This window comes from Schaedlerella arabinosiphila (genome assembly GCF_003885045.1).
GTDB lineage: Bacteria > Bacillota > Clostridia > Lachnospirales > Lachnospiraceae > Schaedlerella > Schaedlerella arabinosiphila.
Genome location: NZ_RHJS01000002.1, coordinates 2,467,696 through 2,493,510, shown reverse-complemented (window position 1 = coordinate 2,493,510; position 25,815 = coordinate 2,467,696). Strand labels below are relative to the sequence as shown.

Here is a 25,815-nt window from a genome sequence, read left to right as displayed (position 1 = left end):
ACTATGGAACGAAACGGAACATTTCGGGAACTGGTGCAGGAGGAAAAACGGAAGCTTACGAATGAGGAAATCTTTGAGTCTGCATTTTATAAGGAAATGCTGCTGTCTGTGGCAGGAGAACTGACCGGAGGCACTTTGAAGAAAGTGGAGCTGGTGAAATTCCCGGAAAGCGGATGGGCGGGGAAATGCAATACCAGAAGGGTGCAGTTGAACCTAGAAAACCGTGTCACGGCAAGCTTTCCTTCCGTAGCGTTAAAAAGTGACAGTATCACAGGTTTTCTCGGCCATGAATGCGGGCATTGGAATTTTTCGGATTTCAAGCTGAGAAAAGAGTATCTGGAAGGGCTGAAAAAAGGAGAATGGTACCTTCATCCCCCGAATCCTGCAACGGAATCGGAAGCAGAGCATCTGGAGGAGATCAATGGATACCTGGAGCAAAAGCATGAGGCGGCAGCTTCCCTTTTAGCGGAAACGGCATCTTATATCCAGAACATGCTGGAGGATGTATATGTAGAGCAGAAGATGTGCGAGAGATATCCCGGCAGTATCCGAAGGGGGATCAGACAGAACAGGATCCGGAATGCAGAACGGATTCCGAGCTTAAAGGTACAGATGGAAAACGGGTATAAACCTGCGGCTATTCTGTTAAACCTTATGGCACAGTATTCCCTGACAGGTACGGTCAATAACTGGGAGGACATAGCAGACAGGCTTTTGGAGATTTTAGAGCTTGTAAAACCAGTGATCGATACGGCGGCCGCTTCTGAGGATGCCAAAATGCGGATGGATGCCACAAACCGGATTCTGCTGATTATCTGGGAAGTTCTTTTGGAAGAAATCCAGGAGATAGAAAAACAGCAGAATTGTCAAAACGCAGGATTGCAGGAACAAAAGGAGGAGGCACAGGACTCATCAGGAGAACCGCAGAACCAGCCGGAAGAACCACAGAATCAGCCGGAAGAACCACAGAATCAGCCGGAGGGTACTGATTTCCAGGAAGAGCAGAAAAACCAGCCGGAGGATGCAAAGAAGCCGGAACATCTGCAAAGCCGGCAGAGTGAATCACAGAGTCGGCAAGAGAGAAATGGTCAGCCTAAAGAGTCACAGAGTCAGAAGGAGGAGCCAAAAAACAAACAGGAGGAAACAGGCCGGCCGGGAGCTTCTAAGGAGAAAGAAAAGCAAAATAAGCAGGCAGGAACGCAGGAGCAGCAGGAAAGACAGGAAGAATCACAATCAGACAGTAAAGAAGATGTGAGGCAGATGATCGAACAGCTTCGGGGACAGCTGCCAGAGTTCCTGCTTGAAAAGGATGGTGAGGATGTAGAAGGGAATCTTCAGAGAATGGGTGAAGTCTCCAAAGTAAACGCACTGCTTCCAGACGAGCAGGTTGTGGAAACAAGGGACCGGCTCACGGAGTATATACAGGAAGCAGCAGAAGAGCTGGCTAAGCGGGAACTGGAAGACAGATTCTGCCTGGAATTATCCCGTGAACTCTTAGCAACGGAATTTGACGGTGACCACAGAAAGGTAAAGAAAATCCTGAAACGGGAAACAAAGTTTTCCAGGAGTGCGCGGCTTCGGTGCACAGCCTGCGAGGATCAGGTCCGGGATATTATGCGCCGGATGAAGCCGAGGCTTTTGCCGGTATTAAGCTGCCAGGGGACGGCTATGGAGCGGAACCTGTTCTTTGGTTCACAGATGAATTATCAGGCGCTTTACGATCCGGGAAAACGGATTTTCTGCAACCTGGAAGTACGAAAGAAGATTAATACCGCGGTGGCTTTGCTGATTGACATGTCAGGTTCCATGATGGATCAACGGATAAAGCAGGCGAGACTATGTGCCTTGTGCCTGTATGAGTTCTGCAGGAGCGTAGGGATTCCGATACTGATTTACGGGCATCACACAGACAACAAACAATACAGGAGGGTGCAGAATGAAACCGTATATCTCCATTCGCTTGCAGAATTTGATGCCGATTGCAATGACAAATACCGTATCGCCGGTATCGAAGCGGATGGCTGCAACCGTGACGGAGCCGCCATTATATTTGTAGGAGAGAAGCTTGCGAAGCGTCCGGAAAAAATAAAGTTATTGTTTCTGATCAGTGACGGGTTTCCAAATGCAAGCTGCTACAGAGGGAAAGAGGCGGAGGCAGATCTGCTGCAGATTAAGGAGAAGCTGGAAAAGAAAAGGATTACTATGCTGATGGCGGCAATCGGGGAGGATAAGGAAGCGATCCAAAGGATTTATAAAGAAGGATTCTTTGATATTTCTGATTTGGAACAGCTGCCATATATCCTGCCAAAACAGATTTTAAAATATATCCGAAGATAATGGAAACAGACAGACTAAGAAGGACAGCCCGGACCGGCTGTTTTTTTCGTCTTTATATTCAGAAGGAGATTGTAGCGGCAGGCTTTGCAGGTGAGAAAGGAGAAGCTTATGGGGGAAAGATTGAAGAATGAAATACTGGAGATGACGTTTGACCTGGACCGGTTCTTTCAGCCCGGCTATGTGATCGAGCTGTGTGAAAATACCTATTACCGGGGATGCAGGGATAAACGGGTGCTTGCCGGTGCATTGCCGCAGGCAGAAAGATTTCCGGGGATAGAGGCTGCTGAAAAGTTTATCTACAGGCATTTGCGGTGTGCGGATTGGAACGTATGTATCTGCCAGGTGTGCTGGGTACTGCTTTCCGTGGAGAGTGAACTGAAAGAGCCGGATCTTTATTGGGACGGCAGAGGATTTAGCCCGGATTTGGAGAAAGCCCTCGCTTTTTCCAGTTACCGGAAGATCCTGTCCTGCCAGAAGAGGGAACATCTTCAGGAAATCAGTATGGTTGATCTGCGGATTTTTCCAAGAAAGCAGATCATGCTGGCTGCATAACAAAGGGAAGGAGGAGCACGGATGAAAAGAAAGGAACAAAGAGATCAGAAAAACATAAGGGGCCGTATTGCGGTCCCTTTGGAAAGGAGCGAAGTGTATGCTGGGTAAATTTTATGAAAATGTAGTGGATGTTGAGCTGTACTGCCAGATGGTGGACCTTATCTATCGTCTGTCGGAACACACAAATAAGGAACAATTATACAGATGGATGGAAAATTCTGCATTATTCTTTCGCAAACCAAACCAGGAAATGGAAGATGCGTATGGTCTGCGTTATCCCGGAGAGGTGTTGGAGCGTCTGGATGAAAAAGAGACGGTAACAGAAAGACAGCTCCGGGCATTGGGCCTTGCGCTGGCAGAGACGAAGAAAGTACAAAATGACGGAATGTTCATTGGGAAACAGCAGCCGTCCTTTTGGAAACGGATGAAGCGTACCTTAAAGAAAAATGATCTGTTCTGGCTTGGGATCCAGTATTTAGCGGAGGACGGATCAAGAGAGCTGTATGAGAAGCTGCTGGATTTCCCAGTACAGTCCGTAGAAGAGCAGATTTTTATTCTGTCGCTGCTTCCGGATGACCATGTGGTATGGGAGAAGGTAAAAGGAACGCTGAACCTTCTTCTTGGGAAAGAGCGGAAATGTTCCGTCTACACCCACTCGGAGTTATATGCGTGGCTGGTCACGCGCTATCATGAGAGGGTGAAAGGATACCAGAAAAAGGATATTATGGTATTGAAATACCTGTTACGCCTCCCGTTTTCCTATGCAAGAGAAGGAAGCGCGGCAAGAAGGGAGCTTCTGAAGGCCGGATATACTGTTCAGGAAATCATGTATCTCAGTATGTCCCTTTTATACCAGGCCCGTGCAGTGAATATGTTAAAGAAGGACGGGCTGACGGCAGAACGGATGGCAGTGGAGACGTGTATGCTGTTCCTTGAAGGGAACGGGGAACACCTGGATGTGGCAGGAGATTTCTGCAGGCAGCTTTTAGATGATTACCGGTACTTTCACGTACGGCTTGAAGATACTACCGGTATTTTTGACAGGCTCTATGAGCTGCTGAAAGTAGAAAATGTTCAGACCTATCAGCTGCTTCTTTCCTGTGACAGAAATGAAGAAAGACATAGCAGGTGGTTTCGGATCGACCTGACAGATCCCAAATGGCAGGAACTGTATTTCCGGATAGATGAGAACAGCTTCAGAAGATGGGTATTTGAAACTTTAAGCCTGGAACAGTATGGAAAAGAAAAAATGGAACAGTATCTTTCTATATATCAGGAATTGACCGGAGAAAGCTTTCTGAATCATTTTTGGAATAAGAAGAATTACAATCTGAACTATATATTCGTGAAACTGGCAGAAATGGAAATCTTATGCCCGCTTAGCCTGCTGAAGGAATATCTGTCAGAATGCCGTTCTAATCAGGAGCAGACGGATCAGAAGTGGGAGAATATGACGGATTACCTGAAAACTTATATGAAAGGGCTGCAGACGCCGAAGGCGGTGGAGATGCTGTTTTTGACTGCGGAGGAAATCGGGATTTCCGATCAGGGATTGTTTGCGGTAGAGGATTTGTTATTGGAGAGTGTCGGGATGGAAGACAGCTGTAAAAGAAGTTATTACAGTTATTACGGTTCTTCCTCTTTTGCTTTTTCCAGAATTGACCTGATACGCCCGTTCCTTAGCATGGAAGAGCACCGGAAGCTTTTTTATATTATAGAGCGCCATATTTTTGTGAATTATCCGGATAAATACCTTTCTTTTCTGATCGGGGTGCTTTCCAAAGAGGACCATCTGCTTTGGTTCCCCAGGGAAGAAGCAAGGGAGGTCTTCCTGGCGCTTACAGAAACGGCATGCCGGCGGAAGCAGTTGGAGAATTTGCGGAAAATTTATCTGACGGAGGAAGAACTGGAGGAGTTTAACTTAAAAAAGCAGGAAAGAGAGCATCGGCATCTTTTGCTGGAGCAGAAACGGAAGACAGATGCCATACGAAGAGATTTTACCCGGCAGGTGGCAGAGATTAGAAATACAGAAAGTCATTTTTCCGGGCTGTATGATTATGTACAGAAACATTGTTATGAGAGTGACGAGAAGAAAGAGAAGCGCTATATAACAAGCAGATATCTGTGCAGTTTGTTTCAGAAGAGAAATGTAAGTATGATTTTGGAACGGGAAGAAGCAGGGAGCCTGTGTGAGCTGCTTAAATTCCTGTTTATGAAAGAAGAACTTACTTTTGCAGAAGTGAAATGGATACTGGGTTTTGTGGAAGTGATGGAGAACCAAAAGGAGGCGGCATAGGATGCGGTTTTGTGAGACAATTTTAAAACATATCATGCTAAGAACGGAGATGGAGAAGGCCTGTGTGCCGGATTCATTGCTGAAAGATTATAAGGAAGAGGAACTGCAGGATTTAAGCAGGAAAATCAATCAGATGGAGGTGGGAGAGCAGATTGGGAAGCTGGGTGAAGAGGCAGCATCTTATCTGGTGCGGGATCAGGGATTCCTGTCCTGCCTGGTGCGGCTGTCAAAGGAGGAATGTTACAATCCAGTGAGAACAAGCAGCTTCTTATCTAGTGCGGGAGACGCAATTTTATCTGAAGATTACGCTTATGAAGAACTCCTTTCCGCATTGGCAGACGATCAGATTGAGCCAGACAGGATCTGTATCTATTTAAAATACTTTCGTTCGGTACCGCTGACGGAAGAAGAAAAAGGACATCTGATGATGGGGCTGTATACGCTGGATGAGTGTGACACGTTTTCCATCGGTGACCTGACAGACAGGGAACGCAGGCTTCTGACAGAGCCGATGATGTCCAGTAATTTTCTAAAGAAGATGGCGAAGGAGCGCAGCTTTTGGAAACGGCTGCTTGATCCTGGGTATCATGGACTGATTAAAGGTTTGTCTGACAGCCTGAAGTGGCGTGCATGCCTGATGCAGAGGCAGGAAAAAGTATTGTGGGATCATAAGGAAGCCATCAGCACGGGGCTTAGCGAAGTTTTAAAGCGGATTCCTCCGGAAGAGGCGGTAACCTTTCTGGTGCAATGGCTTGACAACGAGGCATTGGTGTATGACCTGAACAGGTTAAAGCATCTACTTTTGAAAGTATCGGCAGATAAGAAACTCTCATTTATGAAAAACCGGGTTTCCTACTTAAGTTTTCTTTATGGGGATGTTCTGGAAGGCGTAAATGTGGAGCTGTTGTCAGAAGATCAGAATAATCTTCTGGTTTATGCGATTACGCATAAGAAAAAGCATTTCCTTTCTGTAGTAAGGGAAAATTTCCGCGATTTTACTTATTTTGGCTGGCATAATCTTTTGCTGGACCGGGATACCTATGAGCGGTTTCTGAATATCAATACGCTGAATCCCAGGAACCTGAGAGAATGTGCAAGGCTTTATGCCCTTTCAGATGATAAGAAGCAGGTTTTAACCTGGGGGCAGTATACCTTTGAGGAAATCCGGTTATTTGCTACAAACGACATCTTTTATATAAAATTATACCATCGGCTGGCAGATTTAAAGATGGATGACCGTTTGCGGGTAATCAGGGAAATTATTGGAAAGAAGTGCCTATTGGAAGGCATGACAGAAGAACAGCTTGATAAACTGGGGATGATGTTAAAAGAGAAGCCGGTTTCCCGGTGGATGGAAACGGAGCTTAAGCATGTGGAATCTCTGTCCTATCAGCAGGCGGTGAGCCTTCTGTGCGTATGGGATGAGGCAGAGCGTTTTATTCCGGAAATCCGTACGGGCTATCATGCAGACTTTCTTGTATATAATCTGGAAAAATTACAGGATATCCCTGATTTTAAGACGGCAAAAGAGCAGATGCCGGAAATCGACGGAAGATGGAAGCAGCTAAACGGAGTCCTGAAGATCGGGGAAGACTTTTTATTTAAAAACCGGGAAGGGTTCATGCGTTTCCTGTGCGAAGGCGGCGCAGAGATTTTCCATGCATTTTTATCCGGAGCGTTGGAATCGGAACGGGAAAAGGCTAAACGTCTTTGTGCTGCGGAGATTGCCGGGCGGTTCCGGGAAGTAAAATATTATAAAAATGACCTGGAACGGGAAATCGCATTGCACCTTCCGGCAGAAACACAGCAGGTTTGGATGAAGAACATGGAAGTGAAAAGGAAGCCGATGAGACTGTGGGAAGAGGACCGGCTGCTTCCAATCATGCAGATCGGGGAGGTGCTTGGACATACCTGCCTTTCTTACCGGGATGGGAAATATAAAAGCTGCCTGTTATCCTGCTTTGATGCGAATAAGAAGGTGATATATCTTTCCATGGAAGGGACACTGGTGTTTAGGGCGATTATCCGCCTTACGAAAGGAACATTTTACAGGACAAACGGGAAACGGCAGGGACTGCAGTTTGCGGATCTCACCCAGGAGGATGCAGGAGAGGAAGCAGCAAATGACAGAAAAGAATATCTGACCTTATTTTTGGAGCGGCCTTATTTTAAAGGAGTTTCGGAGGAGAAAGAAAAGGAAGCGGTCTGGTTTGCTGTGGAGATGCTGAAAAAGAAAGCAAAACAGTTACAGGCAGAGCTGGTTTTAAGCGATGCCTATAAAAAGTTCGCGCTGGAAGAAAAGCAATTTATCCGTGCGAAATATTATATGTACATTTCGGAATCCAAGAATGGGGAGCAGTATCTGGACAGCCTAGGCGGAATGGCAGGCGCAAGGCAGGAAGGAAGCTATGAGGAAGGATATTTTCTGTTTCAGGAATCCTTTGTAAATCCGAGAACAGAAAAATAGCAGGAGGTCGCAAATGAGTAATGATTTGATTTTATGCCAGAGGGAAATCCGCCGTTTGCGGTGCGTGGTAAGGACATATGAAGCACAGATGCGGGAACTTGGAAGTTATCTGGAGCAGATGGCAGAAAATTCAGAGCTTGGAGATGAGGCAAGACAGACTGCCAGGGAGATTTCCGAAGCCTGGCAGCGGATACTGGAAGATTAGGAAGGAGGAACTTATGCCGAAATTTATAGGGATTGATTTGCTGGACAGTTTAGAAAAGATCATGAAAAAGAATACGCAGAGCTATCAGAGTGATTTCGCTTATGACCGGAAAGATTTAGAGGAAGCGGCGGCGAAAGTGGATGCACTGCCTCTTAGAGAGCGGACGTATCTCTGGATGTCCCGCCGCTGCGGTACCTGGTGCCTGAAAGAAGGTCGGGTATTTTTAAAGCCGACTGCAGCGCATCATATCTGGACTTACTATGGTGACGGGAAAAGTGAAAGGATTTTAGCTTATGCCGTAGAAGTGACAGGTCTGGAAGACGGGAAGGTGATCGGAAACCTGTACCCGCTTGATTACCGGGAGCATGTGGAACTGGTAAAAAGAAGGTCAGTTCCGGCAGACCAGGTCAGGGTTGTTCATGAGAAAGGAGCGTATTTCCAGGACGTAGACAAACGTGTTCATAAGGGAGGGCATAAATTATTCGATAAGTTTTTATACTCCGAATATGTGCCAAATGACAGCGGGGCGCTGGAAACTGTCCTGCGGCAGGAAGAATGGAAAAGAATGAACATGCGGTGTGGGAAGGTTGAGAACCATATCCGGAATATCCGTAAAAGCGCCGCATAGATAACAGAATGGATTCTTTCTGCAGGATACAGCAGCCCTTAAAAGGCTGCTGTGTCTGTTGGTTAAGGAACAAGGGATGAAAAAATGATTACGTTTCCAGCTTGTAAAGGGTAGATGTTTTGAGTATAATTAATTTAAGAAATGCAGGGGTGATAATAGCAGGAAGGAATGATGCTATGGCAGAGAAAGACATTGCGGAAAAGACGTTAGAAGCCTACAATGATGTGTTTGCTGACATTATCAATGTATTGCTTTTTAATGGCGAGAGGCAGGTTAAAGAGGATGAATTGGAAGAAGAGAGCCCAAATTCCAGTTATAAAGCAGATGGGAAATTACATGCACAGGAAAGGGATGTTGCTAAATATTGGCGCAAAGGACTTGTACGGATTGCATTATATGGTTTGGAAAACCAGACGGATATAGACAGTGATATGCCGCTGCGGTTATTTTCTTATGACGGGGCGGCTTACCGGGGACAACTTCTTGCAGATAAGGAGACGAAAGAAAAGACAGGAAAGGCCGCACCGAGGTATCCTGTAGTGACACTGGTTTTGTATTTTGGATATCAGAAACATTGGAAAACGCCAAGGACACTGTATGACTGTCTTGATATTCCGGAAGAAATAAAGCCATATGTAAATAATTACCGCATGAATTTGTATGAGATCGCATATCTATCTGATGAACAGGCGCAGATGTTTACAAGTGATTTCAGGATCGTGGCGGATTATTTTGTACAGATGCGGAAGAATAGAAATTATATAGCGCCGGAGACTACGATTAATCATGTGCATGAACTATTGCAGTTGATGTCAGTTATGACACGTGATAATCGGTTTGCGGACGTGTATAGTCCGGATATGGAAAGGAGACCAACGAACATGTGTGAAGTATTAGACCGCGTAGAGAACAGAGGAATCCAGAAAGGAATAGAACAAGGCGAGGGTATAATTTTATCTTTGATGAAATATTTGCTGTCAAATGGCCGGCTGGATGATGCGAAAAGAGCAACTGAAGACGAGGCCTATAGAATTAAACTCTTAGATGAGATTCCATTTCAAAAATGATTTTGAGGACGTGTTTTTTGATGTGTAATTTGAGTAAAGGGATAGAAGAAAAGGGGATTAAAGAAGGGATCAAAGAAGGGATTCTGTCATCCATTCAAAATCTGATGGAAAGTATGGACTGGAGTGCAGAGCAGGCAATGGCAGCGCTTAAAATTCCGGAGTCTGAACAAATTCAGTATGTCTATGGATTAAAAAAAACTGATTTTCTGATGGAATTGAAAAGTTAAATTTAGTATGATGAGAAAGCATGGCAGTCTGAAAAGATTTCCATGCTTTTTCTGTGTTTTGGAGTTTGGTTGGTATGGAATATATTTTTGTTCTACTTATTGTAAAAAACGAGGACGAAAAAGTGGAGATACAGGCTGCCGTATGATATAATGAATTTTTAATCATGAAGGTCTGTGATAATCCAGTTGAATTTACAGGGAATTAAACAACTTTTGTGAAGATAGGAACCACACTTTGAAAGGAGTATTTGCATGAAACACGTATGTATGCTTATATCGGTGGCTGATATTAACGCTGCGAGAAAATTCCATGTATTCAAGTGCTTGGAACTTATGTAGTTTGTTTTGAAAGATAATTATGAAGCACAGCATTTAACAAATCTCAGCTTATAGAATTGAGAAAATTGTAGAGGAGAAACGAGTATGCTAGATAAAATACCTAATGCAGCAGAAATGACTGCTTTAGTGGGGCAATCATTATATGATATATGGAATAAACTGTGTACCTTAATTGATGAAAAGATGAACGATTAAAATTCGATACAGATAGGAATCATTACTCAAAAGAGGTTCAACAAATTTATGATGAAACGAAAACCTATCATGACGGAAAATGGCTGATGTTTGAGCCGACGGATACAACTTTGTTTGATGATTTTGTCAAACTGCTGAGGATAAAAAGAAAGCCCAACAGGAAGTAAATATTTTTGAATTAGAATACGAATTCCAATTTATCAAACTGGAAAATTAGGATTTATCTTTCTTACATTAGGAGGTCCCATGAAAGGATTTAACCGATCAAATCAATTATTTTCCCTCTGCGGTTTGAATTGCGGCCTTTGCCCTATGTTTTTGAATAAAAACTGCCCTGGCTGCGGCGGCGGTGAAGGAAATCAGTCGTGCAAAATTGCAAGGTGCAGCATGGAGCATGGCGGTGTTGAATACTGTTTTCAATGCAGTGAATACCCTTGCGAAAAATATGAGCATATTGACGATTTTGATTCCTTTATCACACACCGAAACCGAAGATCTGATATGGAAAAGGCCAAACAATTCGGGATAGATGCTTATAATGCAGAGCAGGAGGAAAAAGCAAAAATTCTGGAGGCTTTCTTGCTGGGCTATAATGACGGCCGCAAAAAGACACTCTTTTGTGTAGCCGTTAACCTTTTGGAACTGCAAGACCTGCAAACGATACTTGGGGAAATTGAACGTAAACCTGATATGGAAACTTTGACGTTCAAAAAGAAAAGCGCCTTTGTTGCTGGATTACTGCAAGATGCAGCAGCAGCGAAAAATATCGACTTAAAGCTCCATAAGAAAAAGGGATAATATGAATATGCCATGATTCTTACACATGAATCAATGCTTATTTTCCCCAAATTAAAAATCTTTGAAACTGCGCTGCATAGTTTGGGTGGTGTTTTTTTGTAATTAATCATTGCTATAACATAACATGTAATATGCCCGGATGTTTGCCGTGGAATCTGTTCGAAGCCTTCAAACAGTGGTTTCCCTGAATAATACCTAATCTTTGAAGAAGTCTTCATAATCAGCATTTAAAATTTTTTTCATTAGTTTCAGATCGCAGGCTCTGATATTTCTTGTTCCCGCTTCAATGTTTGCGAGAGTGCTGCGTGTCATAGTGCTGCCATGAAGTTGCATTTGAGCAATAAGTTGTTCCTGCGTCAGACCGCGTTTCATTCTTGCTTTTTGGATGTTTGTTCCTAACGGAATGTCCCGTATAATCCATTGCATGGCAGTACCCCTCTAGTTGTGACTGATTAGAAACTTTTTGATTGAGTATACTTGATTTTTATGGTATGATTGTCACTAGATGGAAACAATCGCAAAGAAAAAGTTTAATCTTTAAAAAATTCAGCAAAATCAACATCAAATATGGTTTGCAGAGCTTTTAAATCACTTGCCTTGATGTTTCTCCTCCCTGACTCAATATTTGCGTAGGTGCTGCGGGACATGGTACTTCCTATTAACTGCATTTTTTCTACGACTTGCATTTGTGTCATTTTCCTTTCCATTCTAATTGTTTGGATATTCCGACCTAAAGGGATATCGTTCAAAATCCATTGCATACTTGTTTTCCCTCCTTGTGTGACTGGTTAGAAACTTACTAATCTTTAGTATATTTTTAAAACTTGCCAATAATGTCACTAAATAGAAACAATCATCAATTGAAAGGAATTTAGCAATGTGTAGAAGTGAAGACGGAACCATTGAAATGCAATTCAAAAGGCTGCTGGTATTGTTTGAAGACATTCTGAAAGAATCAGAAGACTATCATATTATCAAATTTCCGGGATTGGGATATGTAGCGATTCTTGGAGAATATTTGCCTGAAAAGGACAGTGAAACGGTAATAAGCAGGTTATCGTTTCATAAATATTTTACCTCTCCTTTAGAAATGGCAGACAGTTTAATGGAAAATCTCAGGTGGCAGTGGTACATGAAGAATCATCCTCCAATCTGTTCAGATGATTATAAATCAATTTCGGAAATGGATGACGAGCTTTCGGAAGAAAAATATCCTGATTATTTCCAGACACTTAGATATTATATGTCTGAGGTAAGAAAGATTATTGGGGATACCTGCAATGAAAGAAAATAAATTACTGTTCACATAGAGTTTATCAGACAGATTTATAAATAGTGCAGGGAGTTATAATGAGCAGCACCAGAATAAGATTGATTTCCATTCTATGAAGCAAGTCTATGTAAAGAAGAGATTGGAGGAATCATGGAAATGAACAAATGGAAACGATTCTTAGAAGCTGCGCTGTTGATTTTATGGGTGGCAGGCATGTTCTGTTATGGCAGGCAGGATTCGAGTGAATGGAAAGAAAGCCATTCAGGAATCCCGGATGCACTCAGCAGTGTGTCCAGCAATAACTGGCAGTATTTAAAAGTAGTAGCAAACAGTGACCGACTTAACGATAAGGAAGCATTTGCCCGAAAGGTCATCCAGATGTGCCGGGAAAATTCGTTCCATACAATCCGGTTTTCTACAGATATAAACGGGTATCCGTCAGGGCTTTGCATCACCGTATATTTAAACCGGAAGGATTTGGAAAAAGGCAGGCAGGTTTGTGAGATTGAGTTCCGTACGGAAGAGTATATGGAGGACTGTAATATTAAAGATGATGTAGAGAAATTCCATCTATATCTGGATGGGAAAGAAATTGAGGTTATTGCTGAAGCTGCGAAGACTTGTTGTTCTTAAGAACTTTAGCAATGCTCTAGGTTCAGGAAGAATGGAAAATGGAAACCGAAGTGAGGATAGGTTTGTAATGCTGTTGCATTTTGAATAAGGTAATCTTATAATAAAAACTATAAACGGGTGGGGAGAAGCATTCAGACGTTTTTTATTATAGGAATTACCAAAGGAAGAAAGGATTTAAGATTTTAGGAAGGAGAGATTTGTGCATGATAAGGGGAGAAAAGCATTATCCTAATATTACATGGGCACAATTTGCTATGTGTAATGATAATGCAACAGGCGCTTTCGAGGACATGTCAAGGCGGTTATTTACCTTTGAGTTTTTAAAAAATAGTAGAATTCCACATTCGGATCACAATAACCCCGGTGTGGAAGTGTTGCCGATTTTAGAGCCACCACATAAAGATGGAACTAAACAGCGTAAAATTAGTTTTCAGTCAAAATATTTTGAAGGTAAAATAAGCTACTCCCAAATTAAAGAATCATTTCGGCAAGCTGTGAAGTATTATAGTAGTGAACTGGATTTAATATACTTATTCTGTAATAAAACATTAACAAAAACTACAAAGGGATATAAGGAAGCAGAAGCTATTTTAATGAAGGCAGGTATAGAATTATATCCAATATCAAATTCAGAAGTTCTTGATTTGATATCGAAATACAAAGAAATTGCTAATTATTTCTTTTTACCACGAAAACGACCTAATGATGTATCTCTATGTCAAACGCATACTGAAATTATAGTAAATAATGGAGAGAAAGTAACAGGATGTACAGTTTGTCCGATACAGTTAAAAAAACAAGTAATTGTTCCAAGACTGCTTCAGAGTTTTGTTCAAGAGAAAATAGAGCTTTGCAAGTCGTTCATTTTGGAAATGAATTTAGAAAAACTTAGCGAGCAATTGGATAAGATATTCTCATACGAAATCAGTGGGATTGAAGGGACTGAAAAGTTATTATTTTACAGGAACATTGCAAATTTACATGATGGTAATAATGTTGAAACTGAAACAGATGAACTTACAGATGATTTAAAAGATGAATTAAAGTATTTAATTGAATACTATGCAAATCCTTGCCCAATAGGGGCTTATAAATTTGCCAGCCATTGTATAGAAGTTCAGATAATAACTTTAGATAAAATGTTTTCTGCTCAATTATGGGAGGCGGTAATAGAACTTTGCCAAGAAATAGTTGATGATACAAGTCCTGAGATAGTTGATGCAGTAAAACAGTATTATGGATTAGCGCTATTTAATTTACAACAGTATGTTTCTGCAACCGATATGCTAAAAAGTCTTTACCAAAAGACACGAAAGGAAAACATTCTTTTGTATTCTGTCTTTGCAGAAATGAAGAGTATTAATTGTAGTTGGAGAGAAGGAAACTATGAGTTAAAAGACAGACAGATTGAGTTAATAAAACAGCTTGATTCATTGAAAGATAATAAACAATATAAAGATAATAAGAATCTTGTTGCTATACTTTATTTGGAAACGGCATATAATCTGGGTATTATTGAAAAGAAATACTTAGAAGATGTAATAGATCGATTTCAGGAGTTTTCTGAAGAGGTAAAGAATGATTCTGTAGTCAAATATTTTTATGCTCTTTGTGTAGAATCTAATGGGAATATAGATTCTGCTGAACAAATATATTCTGAGTTGGCTTGGAAAAAAGATGCAAATATTGCGTGCAGATATTTGATATGTAAGATTTCAAAAGGGGATTATTCTGAAGCAGTAGCATTATATAGAAGTCTTGATTTGCCAATACTTAATACCAAATTAAAAAGTCTATATCTGACAGCGTTGTTTTATGTTGAAAATGATAATTTTGAGGAAGTTCTGAAAAAGTTTATTGATGAAGTACGGGGAAATTTTCCCGGAATTATTGATATTGCTTTTGGAACTTGCAAAAAGGAGTATATACAAACATTTATAGTGCCAGAATTGAAAAGATATCTTAATGGAGAATATTTAAAGAACCTTGGACTTTTGGAAAAAGCTGAAATATTGTCTATATTATCTATAGGTGAAGATGTAGAGCACATTTATGATGTGATAAAGACAGTTTCAGATTTAAAAAGGCTAAATCGGTATGTTGTAAAAGAAATATATAATGTTACATTTGCAATCTGTAATAAAGAATTTATCCACCATAATAAAGCATTAATTAAGTCTCAGCAATTAGAGGTATCTGAACAGATTGCCAATCGGTTCTTGGAGGCTGATGTATTCAGACGAGAATTTTTACAAATTAAATATTTGTGTGCTGGAGCGAAAGAAAAACGATTCAGTATGCTAAAGTATGCGAAAGAGCTTTTTGAAATTACAAAAGAAGACGGTTTAGCTAGGAATATAATTGCTATGCTTTTTGAAAGAAATAAGGCAGATTACGATGCATATGCTCCATATATAAGTATATTGAGTAATTCTACAAAACCAGACTATTGTATGGCAGTGGCTTCTGCAATGTTACGTTTAGGAAAAACAGAGGAGGCTGATCTATATGCTTATAAAGCACTTTATTACTTGAATGATACAGTGGATTATGAAATATATAAAAGTTATTTTGGGTATTATAATCAAAAACTCAATAGATACCATGATGAGAGTGAATTAAAAAGAGTAAAAGGGAATTCAGTGGTTACTCTTGAAGAAAATAATCCTGTGGATTCTCGACATCCTGAAATTAAGGTATTATGTCTTGATTCGGAAACTGAGTTTACTGATATAAATAATCGAAGCATGGATGTCGAACATATAACATCAAGCGATCCCTTGTTTTTAAAAATTCAGGGTAGTGGGTTAAGGCAGGTAATAAAAATTGATGGAATTAACTTTAAAGTTATAAAGATATGTTCGAGAGCTGATTTTGCTGTAGGATTTATTTTTAAAAAGATAAATCAGCATCCAGACAAATTTGATGGGACTGTTTTGGTATTATCTTCAGAAAAGCCCGAAGAATTGTTAGAAAAAATAAAGTCAATAACAGATAGAACAGAGCAAACAGAATCATTGCTGAATTTCTATCATTTTAAGGAAAATGAAACAGGATTGCCAATTGATTCATTCATAAACGGTGACTATGACAGATATGTTGATGCATTAAATATGCTATTACACGCAAAGGATCAAGCATTTTATACGGGATATCCAACGTATGAGAATGAGGAAAATCAAAAATATGTTCCAGCCTTGTCAACAATGGTATTATTAAGCTCTATGAACCTGTTGAATCTACTAAATGCAGTAAAAGATAGTTTGATCTTACCAGAATCATATATGGATTTCTTTGCAGAAAGATATAGCAAGGCAAAGGAGACAAATCTCATGTCGGGTGGAAGGTTGGTTAATATAGATAATCAGCTTACTTTAATTGAAGATAATTTGTCTTATGTAGAAATTTGGGAAAGAATTATTGATTTTTGTACGGAATGTGAAACTATGGTAATTTCCGATGACGAAAGAATTGGATTCACAATAGGAAAAGATATAAATGGAGAGCAGTTTATAGCAGCATTACGTTTGCACTTAATTCATTTGGATGCATTTATTCTGGCAGCTAGAGAAAAGGCGACTCTATTATGTGATGATTTGTTTTTTCGTAAAATGGCTACATACACAAAGATAAGAAATATAAATTTTGCATCGCTTCTTAGATATTATGTGAATGATGATTTTGTAGTTCCTATTATCCTTGAATTATCTAAAACAAATTATTTGTATATTCCGTTTTTGGCAAGAACAGATGAGGAAGCATTAGAGTTAGAGAAAAATATATTAGATGGAGAATTGAAGAAAAAGTACTATAGTAATTTGCTTATTGCATATAATACTGCTTGGAAAAAAGTCATGGAAGAACTTTTTGGTGAAGATATAGCGTTTGAAAATATAGAGTAAAGAAAAAGATTATGAAGAATTAAAGTAGGAAGGGTGAGTAGATTTCAACTAAGACAGATGATTGGAAGTTATCACTTTTGAGGAATGTTATCTGCTCTGGTGCAGAGTTACGCCAAATGTGGTTCTGACTCTGTTAGATGGCTGGGATTTAAATGGAAAACATGCGGCTGTATTTACCACAAGTGGTCCAACAAAATCAGTGAAGCTTGCTGTTAAGCTGAAAAAATCCTATCTGTAGATGAAGCGGTATAAACCGTTAAATGCCAATGGAGTGACAGAGAAGAGATTAGACATTGGATGTAAAACGTATATTTCCTGGCAGATGTCCTATTTGAAGAGGTATGCAAAGAGAGCAGGAGAGGATAAAGAATCATGGTGAAACAGGTTGTAAGGGATGTATTCTTTTTGGGACAGAAATCAGAACCGGCAACCAAGGCTGATCTGCAGGTGGGAAGAGACCTTAAGGATACCTTGAATGCCAACCGGGACCGCTGTGTCGGCATGGCCGCCAATATGATTGGCGTGAAGAAGAATATCATTATTGTGAACAAGGGAGTCATCGACATTGTGATGTTTAATCCGGTGCTGGTTTGGAAAAGAGGGATTTATGAAACGGAAGAAGGCTGCCTGTCCCTTGACGGGGTCCGGAAAACAAAGTGCTATCAGGAAATCGAAGTGGAGTATTTCGATTTCAATTGGAAAAAGCAGAAGATGAAGTTAAAAGACTGGCCTGCTCAGATCGTGCAGCACGAAATAGACCATCTTTCCGGAAGGGTGATATAGCCATAGCCTGGGGCGGATAAAGAGGCATGATCTGCCAAAGATTAAGACAATCAGGAGGTACATTTGGAAGTGGGGTATTTGATTTCGGAGACGACAAAAGAGGAGCGCGGGAAAATTGTTGCGGATTCTCTTGGAAACATTACGGCAGCCTGTGACGGCTGCATGGCTGGCCTGGCTGAAATTTATCAGGATTATATTGAGGGTAAGAAGGAACTGCGCCAGATTAATATGGAGTTCAGCGCGAGGTATATAAGGGGCGGTGAAAGGCCGGACAGAACCGGGTGCAGTTATCAGAAATAGGAGATACAATTATATTTTATCAGGAGAAATTCTATGGGATACAGGATACAGACAGTTCAGGGAGATATTACAAAAGTGGATGATCTGGAAGCAATCGTAAATGCGGCGAACAACAGCCTGCTTGGAGGCGGGGGTGTGGACGGCGCGATCCACCGTGCCGCCGGACGTGAGCTTTTGGCTGAATGCCGGACGCTTCATGGCTGTAAAACAGGGGAGGCAAAGGTTACCGGAGCTTACCGTCTGCCATGCAGATATGTGATCCATACGGTAGGCCCTGTCTGGCGCGGCGGGCAGGACGGGGAAGAACAGCTTCTTGAAAATGCGTACTGGAATTCCCTGCAGACAGCAGTTACTCATGGGATTCGGACAATCGCATTCCCTTCCATCTCAACAGGGGTGTACCGTTATCCGGTAGACAGAGCCGCGCTTGCGGCTGTCCGAACAGTCCGGAAGTTCTGTGAAGAACATAGGGATCAAATGGACATTGTGAGATTTGTCCTGTTTGATCGGGAAACCCTTGCTGCATATGACCATGCGGTCTGGGAAACAGAAATGGACAAATAAATGGAGATTTTTATATTTATCGGGATAGGATGCTTTGCTTTTCTTGTTATTATAGCGGTATTATTTTATAAAACCTATGAAGCGCCGGGAGTCAGGGCAGGAAAGCGGGGCGAAAAGGAAGCAGCAGAGATAATAAAGCAGGTTTTACAGAAAGAAGATATACTGCTTATGAATGTCTGTGTGAAATACAAGGAAAAAGCAACAGAATTAGATAATGTTATTATCAACCGCAGAGGTGTATTTATTATCGAAGTAAAGAATTATAGCGGCACGCTTACGGGCAAAGAAGATGATTATGAATGGACAAAATATAAAGTCAGCAGGGGCGGGAATACCTATGAAAAGCAGGTGCGCAATCCAATAAAACAGGTTCGGCGCCAGGTATACATTTTAGCCCGGTTTCTGAAAGATTCTGGGATTCGTGTCTGGGTTGACGGGTATGTGCTGTTGTTAAACAATAATAGTCCGGTACATAATGATATGGTTTTGGAATCCTTTGAAGGGATCGATCAGGCGCTGCATGGGAGGGCACATCATTCTTTAAATAACAGTGCTGTTGCTGCGATCAAAGAGTTATTACAGTAATTGGCCAAAATCGTAACAAAAAGCCGTATGAATCAGTGGTTATATTAATTTGAAACACAATATATAGATATATTTATCTTGACTATAGCTATATATTGTGTTATAGTGTAAATGGATTAGATTTTTGTGCATGAGTGTTCTTAAAATGCAGCAGTAAATGTATTTGTTCCAGAAGATGACTGGAAGATAAATTTAAGGCTTAGCCTGACAAAAGACAAAAAAGACATCAAAAATTCAGAATGGGTTTTTGGTGTCTTTTTTTGCGTTTTAGGATTGCCCTGCAAATAAACAGAAAGGAGGAGCGTGCTAATCCGAATGAATGGCACCGGTAAATACAGAAAGAAAAGGCGGATAACAGAAAAGTTTGCAGTCTGTACAGAAGAAGGGGGAAAATTTTCTTCTTTTTTTGTTGCCAGGCATGCGATAAAGCAGTCCAGGGGAATGTTTTGGGCGCACTGGTATCCGCCGGGATATCAGTATCTGCATGTCCGTGAAAGGAAAGGAGTACATATGGTTGATCTATTTGCTGATGTTCCGGAGGAAATGATTGAGAATACCTTACAGACGATTCGGAGGAACCTTGACCGGGTAGGATTATATGGCGGCCATACGCTGAGGAAGCATACGGATATCCAGCTTCTGGCATTAAAGACCAGGCTGACGAAAGAAGATATCCGCTATGCAACATCCTATTGGGACGTGGAAGTAGCAAATGCAGTGGTAAGCGGGATCATGCATCAGTTTTTCGATTCCAGCATTACCGCATGGCTGAAATACAGCGGCAGCGACTGGATTTCGCTGGTCGGGCAGTTCCCCCGGACAGTAGGCTATGGATTCCGGAAAGGCGAGGAGAAGCTGGAAGAGAATCTAAGGAAAGCCTGCCTGGTACTTGTAAAAGATGCGGATACAGACTGGGGATTCCGGATCCTGACCAGTTATCCCATATTTGAGAGACAGGAGAGACAGCGTGGTTAAGAAAATGAAGCTGTTGGTGCTGATGGCCGGCAGGTACGACATTGTAAAGGGTGCAAAGATCCGGTTTTATCTGGATGCGGACAAGAACTTATACATTGCTTCCTGTGAACGGAAGGATTTTGGGATCGTAAAATTCGTAAAGGAGGGAAGCAAAAAAGACCTGCAGATGCTCGGTGCGGAGTTTGACGGCGTTGTACTGCATACAGACTCAGACCAGTATCTGATGGAAGTGTTAGTAAAGGCACAGAAAAGAGCGGCGTGATAAAGAAAATGGCAATTTCCTGTATTTATGCCTTACAGGAGGGAGAAAGATGATTGGAAACAGGAAAGGAAGAAGGAGCAGAAAGCTTTTGAAATGGATCAGCAGATACAGCGGATACTGGCATCTGATCTGTACGCCGGGTGACGAACACATGAATATGGTGACGGCAAGAAATATCATCAAATGCCTGGCAAAACATGGGCTGTATGAAGTTATTTTTGTATTTTTAAGCGTCCACAGGGAGGAGGAATTTGTAAAGAACATGCTGTCGTATGTCAGCCTGGATCTTATGCTTAAAGAGATTCAGCATAACGGCGTGGATGGGATTCTTCGGGTGCTTGACGAACATTTGCGGTAGTAAACGCTAAGGACAGCGCCAGGAAGAAAGCTTTTCTGCCCGTAACCAGAGGATATGCCGGCACGGTCATCCGTAAAGGAGGTGTGCGATGTCGATTTGGAATGAGGACAGCGGCTATTATTGTTTACTGATTGCGATTTTCTGCGATGTGGATGTGACGGAGGCGAAACTGATCTATAAATATGGGCCGGAGCATCCGGTCAGCAGGAAGATTTTTAGAAAAAAATTAAAGGTTGAAGATGTGGAGGTTATGGAAAAAGAAACAATGGGGAATCTGATGTACCGGATGCGGAAAGAAGGGTATACGCTGGAAGAGATCTCCAATGCGTTTGGCTGCTATCCGTCCACGGTAAAAAGAAGGATTGAAAAGGCAAAGAGCAAGAAGGGGGAATAGGAAAATGATGGCGCAGGCAAAGTCGCCCGGAGCATGGGAGCAGGAGTTTGTCCGGCTGTCTTATGAATGGGAAAAGGTATATGCCTATGGTGATGCTGCCGGCATGTGCACGGACGGGGTGGTTTTGGACCGGATCCGGAAGGAGCTTTTGGAGATCCGGAAAAAGCTGGATGTTAAGGGAGCAGATGAAAGATTGACGATCCCGCCGGAAGTGCCGAAAAGCTTCATGGCATGTGCGGACGAGATCCGGACACAGGCACAATGCGCGGTGCAGGAGTACTTGGCAATGGAAGAATACCGGTATATGCAGGCCGTCCTTCCAAAGCTGACGCCGAAACAAAAGAAGGGTACCCGTGTACTGGAAGTTTCCGGGAAGGTGATGGGGCTTGCAGATGCACTTGCAGAAGATAACCTGGTAGTTCTGAGGGAATATGGAAGTCCGGGTATGCTGACGGGTTTGATTGTAGAAACGGCAAAAAAGCTGCAGGGCCTCCCGTTAAAGCAGGCAGCGGTTCCTGAGAAAAGGCAGGAGGATCATCAGGAAGACTGGCAGGTGGAAGGGCAGATGAGTATTTATGACCTGGCAGTTACATAAGGGAAAGGAGAAAACGAATGGTAGACCAGAGTAAAATAGCGGAAATATTTAATGATTTTATGTCCCTGTATCTGGGGAGAGAACAGATGGGGATTGAAGAGCTCTGCAAAAGGCACGATTATCACCGGATGCTGATGGGGCTTCTTTCCAATCTGGATGAAGCGGCAAAAATACCGGTTCCGGTCGTCATGAAGGAATGCTATGAGGTATATAAAAAGTACCGGAACAGGGAAATGACGGAGCCGGACTACGAAGCCCTCATAGAAGAGACCAGAAAGCTTTCGGATAAATGGAAGTCAAACAAATGGTGTACCCGCATCCTGGTAGAACTGGTAGGGCTTTTGGAAGAGGACGATAAGGAGCGCAGGAGGATTGCAGAGGAAGTGGAACGGGAAATGGAAGAGATGGAAGAGAAAATGCTCAGACAGGAGAATGCAGCATAACAGATGGAGAGTCAGCGGACTCTCCATTTTTGCACCCGGCAGCGTAAAAACCAAATAGGTAAGAGAATTTTTTAAAGATGAATTTAAGGAGGAAACAGCCGTGTATGAGAAACTGATCAACAATACGGAAGAATTGAATGCAATGGCAGTGCATCTCAGGAACTCGCAGAATTTTTCAGAGCTTAAGGTGTTAGCGGCCCAGTGGCTGGTGCCGGAGCAGGACGTGGAGGATTTTATCAAGGGGAAGAGGTTCCAGCTTGCGGAAATCCCGCTGTCTGAAAAAGACTATGCTTCTGCGACGGAAAAGCTGCAGGAAGAGATGTGGCATATGAAAGACCAGCTTTTTACGGATATTGTAGGCAGATATCTGATGAAAAAGGCAGAAGAAGACCCTATGTTTGGAATCCAGGTATTAAAGAAGCAGAAAACGCTCCAGAAATGCATGAACTATATCATGGAGCAGGCGTATCAGATGGCAGAAAAAGAGCATGATACCAGATTTGGCGGAAAAAAGAATCCGAACCGCCGGGCGGATAGCGCTCACCAGTCTATCGGTATGGGAATATCGGAGACGCAGGTATATCAGTGGGCGGATGCGTATTATGCCCTGGATGATGAAGCGACGGAGGCAAAAGCGCGGAAAGCAGAAACGAAAAAGCGGCTGAATTCCCTGAAAAAGAAGGAGGAACGCAAGAAAAAGAGCGCTTCATCCGGGAGTTCATCAGCAAAAGACGTATCGGAAGAAAAAACAGAAAAGACCGCGGAAAAAGGAGAAGAGAAGCCGGAAAAGGAACCGGAAACAACAGGGCAGGCGAAAGGGGCAAAGAAATCTGTAGAAAAGCCGATCCAGATGTCCTTGTTTGACATGATGGCAGAAAAAAACGAAGAAACAAATGGAGAGGAAAAGAGTGAGAGCATTTAAAGGATTCCGTAAGGATCTGACCTGTCTTGGTTTCCAGTTCCGAGAGGATAAGATAAACCGGACGGAGGAGGCGAACTGTGTAAAAAATGGGTTCCATTGTGCAGAAAATCCGCTGGATTGTTTCCACTATTATTCCGACTGGCGCAACTCTGTTTATTATGAGGTGGATGCAGGCGGAGATCTGGATGAGGATGCGGTAGACAGCAAGATATCCTGTACAGAAATGCGCCTGATACGACGTCTTTCGTTGGAGCAGATGCTTTTTGAGGCGGCAGTTTATATGGTAGAACATCCGAAACGCCAGTGGAACTACGGGGTAAAGAAAGAAACAGGTACGGCCTGCAACGGATACGGGGTAGTCCGCGGGAAGAATCCAAGAGCAGCAGGGGAAAAAGGAGATTTTTTATTAATCCTGAAGGAAGAGCAGAACAGCCCTGAGATTGAAGAGATTGCACTGATAAACATCGACGGGAAACGCTGGCATCCGCACAAATTTTATGATGCTTATGGAAAATGAGAAGGGAAGTGGAAGGCATGAAGAAAAAAGAATTAATGACACTGAATCCCCCGGAATTTACTCCATATCTGAAACAGATTGCCAAACAGGATCAGCCGGTTCCATCCGATCACTGGGGAACGAATAAAAAATACAAATATGGCAGGTATCTGCGGGTGAAGGAGGAAAAAGGGTATTTGATTATTTCCGTGTTCCTGGCCCAGTTTGTACGGGCAGGAGCGAAATATCCGGTCTATGTGGTATATATCGACAAAAGAGCCGATGATTTTATCACGTTTGAGACAGATACCGGAAAATGGAGAAAGTCCATGCTGCAAAATCTTGACTGGCCACGGTATATGTATGATTCAGGGACATACATCAGCAGAAAAGATGAAAAACTTGTCTGCAGATATCTGGAAACAATAACAGGCGATTATGGAACACTGGTCTGCTATCAGGAAGGGATACGGGAGCGCCAGCTGGCTGCCCGTTATAAAAAAATAACGGATGTATGGGATGAGACCATGAAGCAGGTGCCGAAACTTCCGAAAGATTGGGAACGGTGGCTCCTTAAGAAGGTAATTCCTGAACATTATATTTTCTACAAATATAAAAAAGGCGGCGCGACAGAAGGGTATTGTACCCATTGCGGCAGGATGGTCCCAATCCATGCTCCCAGATATAACAAGAAGGGAATCTGCAGCAAATGCGGACAGGAAATTCAGTTTAAATCTGTAGACAAATCCGGATCTATCTGGACAGAAAGTAAAGCTGCATATTTAATCCAGCGCTGCAGAAAAGGGGTTATCTTAAGGCTGTTTGAGGCGCGGATGATTCTTGGAAAGGGAGATTTCAAAAACCGGGAAATATGTTTTTATGAAACGAAGCGTATATTTTATGATGACCAGTTCCAGGAAGATCCATATTATTATGGGGATTTTAAAAATAGGGGCGCGCGTTGGATAAGCGGTGACAATTACTTCCGCAGAGTTGGCCTTTTCGATTATTATCCTCTGCTTTTGCATGGAAAGGTATACCCAAGGACTTTGTACGATTTAGGACGGCGGGAATTAAAAAAGACCGGGCTCATACAGTGGATACAAAAAAATCCGGTTTTAAATCCCCGTAAATATCTGAATGCATGGAAAATGATCCCGGTATTAGAGCAGATTTTAAAAGCGGGTCTTCCCAAATTGCCAGAAGAACTGGTAAAAGATCCAGAGAAATTAGTTTGGAGAGATGCAAAAGGCGGGCTGGCTAAAAAACTGGAAATTGATAATGCCAAACTGAAAAGATTACGAAAATCAGAAGGCGATATCAATGTTTTATATTGGCTACAGCAGGAGAAGAAAGAAAATATCAGTTTGACGGATGAGCTGATCGCCTGGTTTGTCAAAAATGATATTCTGCCAAAAGACCTTGCATTTATCCATGACCGGATGAGTTATGTACAGGTAAAAAATTATCTTGTCCGCCAGAATGTAGGAACAAATGATAGTATCCGCCAGGTGCTGATTACCTGGAAAGATTACCTATCTATGGCAAAGCGTGTCAAGATGAATGTATATGATGAGATTGTCTACAGGGTATCCAGGCTGTATCAGAGGCATGGGAAACTGGTGGAATATATACAGAAGAATGAACTGTCGGTAACGGCGGGAGAACTGGAAGAAGAGTTTCCTTACATCAACGATATTCTTCCAAGGTTACAGGAGAAATATGAATACTCGAATAAGACGTATACAATTCTTGCACCGAGAACGATCAAGGATATTTTGGAAGAAGGACAGGCATTACACCACTGTATTGACAAGAAGAAGGAGTATTTCGATCGGATCAATAGTCAGGAGAGTTATATTCTGTTCTTAAGGAAGACAAAACAGCCGGATCAACCTTACTATACGCTGGAGGTGGAGCCGGGCGGTGTGATACGGCAGAAGCGTACCGAGTATGACCGGCAGAAGAAGGATATTGAAGAGGCATCGGAATTCTTACGGAAATGGCAGGCAGTTGTCCAGAAAAGGCTTACCAGGGATGATGTTACGCTGGCGGAAAAGAGCCGGGAGATCCGGATAGAGTCCTATGCCGAAATGCGGAAGAAGAAAGTGAAGATCAATGGCGGCCTCTTTGGAGGACAGTATCTTGCAGACATTCTGGAAGCGGATCTGATGGAGATTCCGGATACGGTAAGAGAAGCTGCATAACAGAATTTTTAG

Annotated in this window: 29 protein-coding genes and 1 pseudogene; 28 read left to right on the top strand and 2 right to left on the bottom strand. The window is 42.2% G+C overall.

The features are described from left to right. The first annotated feature begins 3 nt into the window (after positions 1–3). From EBB54_RS12150 to EBB54_RS12105, 10 genes and pseudogenes are all read left to right on the top strand, one after another. Entirely contained in the window at positions 4–2,337 is a 2,334-nt protein-coding gene (locus tag EBB54_RS12150) for a cobaltochelatase CobT-related protein (RefSeq protein ID WP_125127624.1), read from the top strand. Positions 2,338–2,445: 108 nt separating this feature from the next. Further along, complete coding sequence (locus EBB54_RS12145; RefSeq protein ID WP_125127623.1) at positions 2,446–2,889, top strand: hypothetical protein; 444 nt, start codon at positions 2,446–2,448, stop codon at positions 2,887–2,889. Positions 2,890–2,986: 97 nt separating this feature from the next. Further along, entirely contained in the window at positions 2,987–5,185 is a 2,199-nt protein-coding gene (locus EBB54_RS12140) for a hypothetical protein (protein ID WP_125127622.1), read from the top strand. 1 nt (position 5,186) lies between these two features. Next, positions 5,187–7,652, top strand: coding sequence for a hypothetical protein (locus tag EBB54_RS12135; protein ID WP_125127621.1), 2,466 nt, complete (start codon positions 5,187–5,189; stop codon positions 7,650–7,652). Positions 7,653–7,665: 13 nt separating this feature from the next. Continuing rightward, positions 7,666–7,857 carry a hypothetical protein gene (locus tag EBB54_RS12130; protein WP_125127620.1) on the top strand — a complete coding sequence of 64 codons (192 nt, stop codon included), beginning with the start codon at positions 7,666–7,668 and terminating at the stop codon, positions 7,855–7,857. A 13-nt stretch (positions 7,858–7,870) separates the two neighbouring features. After that, on the top strand, positions 7,871–8,485 hold the full coding sequence (locus EBB54_RS12125) for a hypothetical protein (RefSeq protein WP_125127619.1): 615 nt from the start codon (positions 7,871–7,873) through the stop codon (positions 8,483–8,485). Positions 8,486–8,661: 176 nt separating this feature from the next. After that, a complete protein-coding gene (locus EBB54_RS12120; RefSeq protein ID WP_125127618.1) occupies positions 8,662–9,552 on the top strand; it encodes an Rpn family recombination-promoting nuclease/putative transposase in 891 nt (296 codons plus the stop codon). Positions 9,553–9,572: 20 nt separating this feature from the next. Then, positions 9,573–9,779 carry a hypothetical protein gene (locus tag EBB54_RS12115; RefSeq protein WP_125127617.1) on the top strand — a complete coding sequence of 69 codons (207 nt, stop codon included), beginning with the start codon at positions 9,573–9,575 and terminating at the stop codon, positions 9,777–9,779. 423 nt (positions 9,780–10,202) lie between these two features. Next, positions 10,203–10,480 (top strand): annotated as a pseudogene (locus EBB54_RS32215) (DUF3788 family protein). A gap of 79 nt (positions 10,481–10,559) precedes the next feature. Next, positions 10,560–11,111 (top strand): DUF3795 domain-containing protein, encoded by a 552-nt coding sequence (locus tag EBB54_RS12105; RefSeq protein ID WP_125127616.1) that lies wholly within the window; start codon positions 10,560–10,562, stop codon positions 11,109–11,111. Between the two features lie 195 nt (positions 11,112–11,306). Here the strand turns inward: EBB54_RS12105 and EBB54_RS12100 are convergent, their stop codons facing one another. Continuing rightward, positions 11,307–11,537 (bottom strand): helix-turn-helix domain-containing protein, encoded by a 231-nt coding sequence (locus EBB54_RS12100; protein ID WP_125127615.1) that lies wholly within the window; start codon positions 11,535–11,537, stop codon positions 11,307–11,309. A 104-nt stretch (positions 11,538–11,641) separates the two neighbouring features. Continuing rightward, positions 11,642–11,872, bottom strand: coding sequence for a helix-turn-helix domain-containing protein (locus EBB54_RS12095; RefSeq protein WP_125127614.1), 231 nt, complete (start codon positions 11,870–11,872; stop codon positions 11,642–11,644). Positions 11,873–11,988: 116 nt separating this feature from the next. Here EBB54_RS12095 and EBB54_RS12090 point away from each other — a divergent pair, with 116 nt between their 5' ends. The 18 genes from EBB54_RS12090 to EBB54_RS12010 all read left to right on the top strand — a co-directional run bounded on the left by EBB54_RS12090 (position 11,989) and on the right by EBB54_RS12010 (position 25,803). Continuing rightward, a complete protein-coding gene (locus tag EBB54_RS12090) occupies positions 11,989–12,405 on the top strand; it encodes a hypothetical protein (RefSeq protein ID WP_125127613.1) in 417 nt (138 codons plus the stop codon). A 129-nt stretch (positions 12,406–12,534) separates the two neighbouring features. Further along, positions 12,535–13,017: a hypothetical protein gene (locus EBB54_RS12085; RefSeq protein WP_243127638.1), complete on the top strand. Its 483-nt coding sequence runs from the start codon at positions 12,535–12,537 to the stop codon at positions 13,015–13,017. A 203-nt stretch (positions 13,018–13,220) separates the two neighbouring features. Beyond that, positions 13,221–16,919 carry a hypothetical protein gene (locus EBB54_RS12080; RefSeq protein WP_125127612.1) on the top strand — a complete coding sequence of 1,233 codons (3,699 nt, stop codon included), beginning with the start codon at positions 13,221–13,223 and terminating at the stop codon, positions 16,917–16,919. 61 nt (positions 16,920–16,980) lie between these two features. Next, complete coding sequence (locus EBB54_RS12075) at positions 16,981–17,157, top strand: hypothetical protein (protein WP_125127611.1); 177 nt, start codon at positions 16,981–16,983, stop codon at positions 17,155–17,157. Continuing rightward, on the top strand, positions 17,158–17,298 hold the full coding sequence (locus EBB54_RS30770) for a hypothetical protein (protein ID WP_205128754.1): 141 nt from the start codon (positions 17,158–17,160) through the stop codon (positions 17,296–17,298). Then, the gene (locus tag EBB54_RS12070) at positions 17,292–17,702 is read left to right on the top strand and encodes a peptide deformylase (RefSeq protein WP_125127610.1); all 411 of its coding nucleotides are present in this window, start codon (positions 17,292–17,294) and stop codon (positions 17,700–17,702) included. Before EBB54_RS30770 ends, EBB54_RS12070 begins: the two co-directional genes overlap by 7 nt. A 69-nt stretch (positions 17,703–17,771) precedes the next feature. Continuing rightward, positions 17,772–18,002, top strand: coding sequence for a purine biosynthesis protein PurH (locus EBB54_RS12065; protein ID WP_125127609.1), 231 nt, complete (start codon positions 17,772–17,774; stop codon positions 18,000–18,002). Between the two features lie 33 nt (positions 18,003–18,035). Continuing rightward, the gene (locus tag EBB54_RS12060) at positions 18,036–18,566 is read left to right on the top strand and encodes an O-acetyl-ADP-ribose deacetylase (protein ID WP_125127608.1); all 531 of its coding nucleotides are present in this window, start codon (positions 18,036–18,038) and stop codon (positions 18,564–18,566) included. After that, a complete protein-coding gene (locus tag EBB54_RS12055; protein WP_125127607.1) occupies positions 18,567–19,151 on the top strand; it encodes a nuclease-related domain-containing protein in 585 nt (194 codons plus the stop codon). 510 nt (positions 19,152–19,661) lie between these two features. Then, the gene (locus tag EBB54_RS12050; RefSeq protein WP_044984539.1) at positions 19,662–20,126 is read left to right on the top strand and encodes an RNase A-like domain-containing protein; all 465 of its coding nucleotides are present in this window, start codon (positions 19,662–19,664) and stop codon (positions 20,124–20,126) included. Then, positions 20,119–20,388, top strand: coding sequence for a hypothetical protein (locus EBB54_RS12045; protein WP_125127606.1), 270 nt, complete (start codon positions 20,119–20,121; stop codon positions 20,386–20,388). Before EBB54_RS12050 ends, EBB54_RS12045 begins: the two co-directional genes overlap by 8 nt. Before the next feature lie 49 nt (positions 20,389–20,437). Further along, positions 20,438–20,746 (top strand): hypothetical protein, encoded by a 309-nt coding sequence (locus tag EBB54_RS12040; RefSeq protein ID WP_125127605.1) that lies wholly within the window; start codon positions 20,438–20,440, stop codon positions 20,744–20,746. Positions 20,747–20,834: 88 nt separating this feature from the next. Next, positions 20,835–21,140: an RNA polymerase sigma factor sigma-70 region 4 domain-containing protein gene (locus EBB54_RS12035; protein WP_125127604.1), complete on the top strand. Its 306-nt coding sequence runs from the start codon at positions 20,835–20,837 to the stop codon at positions 21,138–21,140. Between the two features lie 4 nt (positions 21,141–21,144). After that, on the top strand, positions 21,145–21,735 hold the full coding sequence (locus tag EBB54_RS12030; RefSeq protein ID WP_125127603.1) for a hypothetical protein: 591 nt from the start codon (positions 21,145–21,147) through the stop codon (positions 21,733–21,735). A gap of 17 nt (positions 21,736–21,752) precedes the next feature. Beyond that, the gene (locus tag EBB54_RS12025) at positions 21,753–22,178 is read left to right on the top strand and encodes a hypothetical protein (protein ID WP_125127602.1); all 426 of its coding nucleotides are present in this window, start codon (positions 21,753–21,755) and stop codon (positions 22,176–22,178) included. 100 nt (positions 22,179–22,278) lie between these two features. Further along, positions 22,279–23,100 (top strand): Cas9 inhibitor AcrIIA9 family protein, encoded by an 822-nt coding sequence (locus EBB54_RS12020; protein ID WP_125127601.1) that lies wholly within the window; start codon positions 22,279–22,281, stop codon positions 23,098–23,100. After that, a complete protein-coding gene (locus EBB54_RS12015; protein WP_330554488.1) occupies positions 23,072–23,617 on the top strand; it encodes a DUF7666 domain-containing protein in 546 nt (181 codons plus the stop codon). The genes EBB54_RS12020 and EBB54_RS12015 overlap by 29 nt, the downstream gene beginning before the upstream one ends. A gap of 17 nt (positions 23,618–23,634) precedes the next feature. Next, positions 23,635–25,803, top strand: a complete 2,169-nt coding sequence (locus EBB54_RS12010) for a PcfJ domain-containing protein (protein WP_125127600.1) — start codon at positions 23,635–23,637, stop codon at positions 25,801–25,803. Positions 25,804–25,815 lie beyond the last annotated feature (12 nt).